General features: G+C 66.6%; 5 protein-coding genes. 2 read left to right on the top strand and 3 right to left on the bottom strand.

Annotated elements, in window-relative coordinates; all coding sequences use genetic code 11:
• Positions 1–62: 62 nt before the first annotated feature.
• The 3 genes from RSO01_RS46300 to RSO01_RS48775 are packed head-to-tail and all read right to left on the bottom strand — an operon-like array spanning position 63 to position 2,378.
• Positions 63–923, bottom strand: a complete 861-nt coding sequence (locus RSO01_RS46300) for a LytR/AlgR family response regulator transcription factor (protein WP_147157397.1) — start codon at positions 921–923, stop codon at positions 63–65.
• Positions 920–2,125 carry an alpha/beta fold hydrolase gene (locus tag RSO01_RS46295; RefSeq protein WP_218037683.1) on the bottom strand — a complete coding sequence of 402 codons (1,206 nt, stop codon included), beginning with the start codon at positions 2,123–2,125 and terminating at the stop codon, positions 920–922. Before RSO01_RS46295 ends, RSO01_RS46300 begins: the two co-directional genes overlap by 4 nt.
• Positions 2,046–2,378 (bottom strand): hypothetical protein, encoded by a 333-nt coding sequence (locus RSO01_RS48775; protein WP_218037682.1) that lies wholly within the window; start codon positions 2,376–2,378, stop codon positions 2,046–2,048. The genes RSO01_RS46295 and RSO01_RS48775 overlap by 80 nt, the downstream gene beginning before the upstream one ends.
• Before the next feature lie 154 nt (positions 2,379–2,532).
• Between RSO01_RS48775 and phaR the strand changes: the two genes are divergently transcribed.
• Both phaR and RSO01_RS46285 read left to right on the top strand, forming a co-directional pair.
• Positions 2,533–3,177, top strand: coding sequence for a polyhydroxyalkanoate synthesis repressor PhaR (gene phaR, locus RSO01_RS46290; RefSeq protein ID WP_147157395.1), 645 nt, complete (start codon positions 2,533–2,535; stop codon positions 3,175–3,177).
• A 52-nt stretch (positions 3,178–3,229) separates the two neighbouring features.
• Entirely contained in the window at positions 3,230–3,385 is a 156-nt protein-coding gene (locus tag RSO01_RS46285) for a DUF1289 domain-containing protein (protein ID WP_147157394.1), read from the top strand.
• The last annotated feature ends 16 nt before the right edge of the window (positions 3,386–3,401 follow it).

Below are 3,401 nucleotides of genomic sequence, written 5' to 3'. Positions count from 1 at the left end.
ATCATGATTCATGAGCGGGCGGGACGCCCGCGGTCCGCGCTGCGCTCTATGATCCCGCTCCCTCAGCTCCTCACCGGCACAAGGGCCTCGAAGCGCTGGCGGTAGCGGCGGCTCAAATTCACCTCGGCGCCGTCCTGCAGGCGGATGCGCCAGTCGCCGCTGATCCAGGGCGTGACCTCGGCGATGCGCGCCACGTTCACCACATAGGACTTGTGGACTCTGACGAAGCGCTTGGGATCGAGCTCGCCCTCGAGCTTGGTGAGGGACGAGCGGATCTCCAGCGTCTCGCCGCCGACATGCAGGACGGCGTAGTTGCCGGCCGCCTCGATCCAGTCGATGTCGGCCACCTCGACCATGATCTCCTTGCCGCGCTTTCTGACCGCGAAGCGTTCGGGGAGTACAGTGGGCAGGGCGCTGGACGGAGCAGGCGCAGGCACAGGCGGCGGCGTCTCGGCCGCAGTGGCCTGCGGACGCCCGATCAGGTGACGCAGCAATTCGGTCGCGCCGCTCAGCATGCCGTAGTTCACGACGTCCTTGGCGAACTCGAAGGTCAGACGGTCGACCGTCAGCGGGAAGCTGTAGTCCTCGCCCAGAATGCCGGAGAACCACAGCGGGCGCAGCGCCGCTATGCCGAGCGTATGGATGATGCTGAAGGGCACCAGTCCGGCGACGTGGATCGCAAGGTTGCGCACGCCGCCGCGGACCGGCCAGCGCCGATGCATCCAGTAGAGCACCGGCAGCAGGGCGGCGACGACGAGATGGCTCGCCACCTCGATGGCGAAGACGCGGCCATAGGTGACGGATTCGCCACGCCTCGCCTCGTTGGCGAGCTCGACATGGGTATGGGCGAACACCGAGACCGTGAGCAGCACGGTCCAGACGGCGACATGCTTCCAGACAATCGAACGGTCTTGCTCTGTCATCGCGAGCGTTTGGACGGAATGTTGCCGAGCCACTCGATCAGCGGCGTCCAGCAAAGATCGCGCGCGCGGCCGCTCACCACCATGCCGATATGGCCAAGCGGCAGATCGAGACGCGTCACGTTCTTGAGGCCACGCCCGGGTTCGGCCAGCGCCGCAGCGGACAACGGCGGCACGATGCGATCGCCGGACGGGATCATGACCAGCGAGGGCGTCGCGATCTTCGAGGGCACGATGCGCTTGCCGCCGACCATCCATTGGCCGGCGCCGGGCGTGTTGTCGCCGTACCAGCCGATCAGGCATTCGCGCGCCATCGGGCCGGCGAGCGGCGCGCCGTCGTTCAGCCAATCCTCCAGGAGCACGAACTCGCGCGCCGAGCTGCCTTGCTGGTCCATGCCGAGGAAGCGGCCGAACTTCTTCACCGCGAGCCACGGGTCGAGCGACCAGAACAGCGTCTGCAGGATGTCGACCGGCAGTTCGCCGACCTGGTCAGCAACGCGTGCCAGCATCGGACCGGCCGACAGCAGGAACGCGTGGCCGGTGCGGTCGGCGTGGAAGTCCCACGGTGCGGCCAGCAGGGCGAGGCCCGCGACGCGGCGCGGCTGGCGTGCGGCCAGCGCCACGGTGAGCGTGCCGCCCATGCAGTAGCCCATCACCGCCGGCGCGCGACGCGCGCGCTTGGTGAGGAAGGCGAGCGCGCGTTCGAGGCGGGCCACGTAAGCCGTGCTGTCGAAGCGGCGCTCGTCGGCATTGGGCGTGCCCCAGTCGACGAGATAGGGCCGGAGCCCCGCAGCCGCCATGGCGCGCAGCAGGCTCTTCTCCGCCGTGAGATCGAGCACTTCCCAGCGATTGATCAGCGAGGGCACGACCAGCACGGCGCGCGCACCGCGCACGCGGGCGGTGCGATTCGTGGCGCCATAGTCGAGCAGCCGCGTGTTGCCCTCGCTCCACACGGCCGGTGGATTCTCGAGGTCGCGATGGACCGGATGCCGGCGATAGGCCAGCACGCCCTCGGCCAGCCGGTCCATGCGGCGGGCGATCTCGCGATGTAGGGCGCTCTCGAACTTGCCGGCGCCGGCCTTGGCCTCGAGGGCGGCGATCTCCGGCAGGAGAGCCGCGATCGCCTCAGGAACCGAGCTTTGATTGGAGCTCGGCGATCCGGGCTTCCAGAGCTTCCAGGCGCTTTCGGAGCTCGCCCACGTCATCAGCGCCGTTCCCAGGTGGAGGGGCAGCGGACGTGGTCCCAGTCTTGCCGGAAGAGTCCTGGGCTGCATGAGATGCTCCTTGGGCTGCTTGCAGGGCGCTGGCGACCTGGGCGTTCGCGGCAGCGAAAAGCCGCGCGATCTGCTCGGTCAGCGCCTGGTCGGAGGCAAGCCCGGCGAGCTGGCTCTGCCAGAGGTCGAGATAGCGCCGGGCAAGCTTGTCGAAATCGCCTGCGTCGTCGTTTTCAGGGGCCATGTGCGGACTATAACCCATGAACGATGACGATCGTCCGGCGAACACTTCTTTCGCACGCGCAAACCGCTCCTTGTCGCACTGCGGTATCGGCGCTAAGGTGACCGCATCCGAAGTAAACGGATGTTTACTCGCGTCCGCTAGGGAGCGAAGCGTAATGGCCGATCAGGCAGGATCCGAAGGCGGCCCCAAATCCGCTCCGGTAGTGATCAAGAAGTACGCGAACCGGCGACTCTACAATACGGCGACATCGGCTTACGTGACGCTCGACCATCTGGCGACGATGGTGAAGGAGAAGACCGACTTCGTGGTCTACGACGCCAAGTCCGGCGACGACATCACGCGCTCGGTCCTGACCCAGATCATCGTCGAGGAGGAGAGCAAGGGCGGGCAGACTCTGCTGCCGATCCCCTTCCTGCGCCAGCTGATCTCGTTCTACGGCGACAGCCTGCAGGGCGTGGTGCCGCAGTATCTCGAGATGTCGATGGCGCAGTTCGCCCGCAACCAGGAGCAGATGCGGAAGTACCTGCAGAACGCCTTCGGCTTCAACCCGTTCCAGCAGTTCGAGACGATGGGCAAGCAGAACATGGAGATGTTCGAGCGGGCCATGCGCATGTTCAATCCGTTCCAGCGTCCCGGTGGACCGGGGATGCCGCCCACGGCCGCCAACGGCCAGGAGCCGTCGGCCAAGACCAACGCGACCGCCACGCCGGCGCCGGCCAACGACACGGCGATCGACGATCTCAAGCGCAAGCTGGACGAGCTGCAGAATCAGCTCGCGGAACTCAGCAAGAAGTCCTGAGCGATCATGGGTGCCAATCTTGGGTGATGGGCCACCGCCATTGAGGCGTGTGATGTCGCCGTGCATCGGCATCTGCACGCTCGACCGCAAGAGCGGCTTCTGCCTCGGCTGCAAGCGCACCGTCGAGGAAATCGGCCGCTGGATGATGCTGGAAGATCCCGAGCGGCAGAAGATCATCGACCAGCTGCCGATGAGGAAGATCGCTTAGATCGGGAGCGCGGGCC

Origin of the sequence: Reyranella soli (assembly GCF_007992495.1) — a bacterium.
Taxonomy (GTDB): Bacteria; Pseudomonadota; Alphaproteobacteria; order Reyranellales; family Reyranellaceae; genus Reyranella; species Reyranella soli.
The sequence above is the reverse complement of the archived record's forward strand: the minus strand, read 5'-3'. Positions and strand labels throughout refer to the sequence as shown.

What these genes read in the sequence shown, in the direction of transcription:
- RSO01_RS46285 (WP_147157394.1), top strand. Translation starts at nt 3,230, where the DNA reads ATGTCGCCGTGCATCGGCATCTGCACGCTCGACCGCAAGAGCGGCTTC.
- phaR (WP_147157395.1), top strand. Translation starts at nt 2,533, where the DNA reads ATGGCCGATCAGGCAGGATCCGAAGGCGGCCCCAAATCCGCTCCGGTA.
- RSO01_RS48775 (WP_218037682.1), bottom strand. Translation starts at nt 2,378, where the DNA reads ATGGCCCCTGAAAACGACGACGCAGGCGATTTCGACAAGCTTGCCCGG.
- RSO01_RS46295 (WP_218037683.1), bottom strand. Translation starts at nt 2,125, where the DNA reads ATGACGTGGGCGAGCTCCGAAAGCGCCTGGAAGCTCTGGAAGCCCGGA.
- RSO01_RS46300 (WP_147157397.1), bottom strand. Translation starts at nt 923, where the DNA reads ATGACAGAGCAAGACCGTTCGATTGTCTGGAAGCATGTCGCCGTCTGG.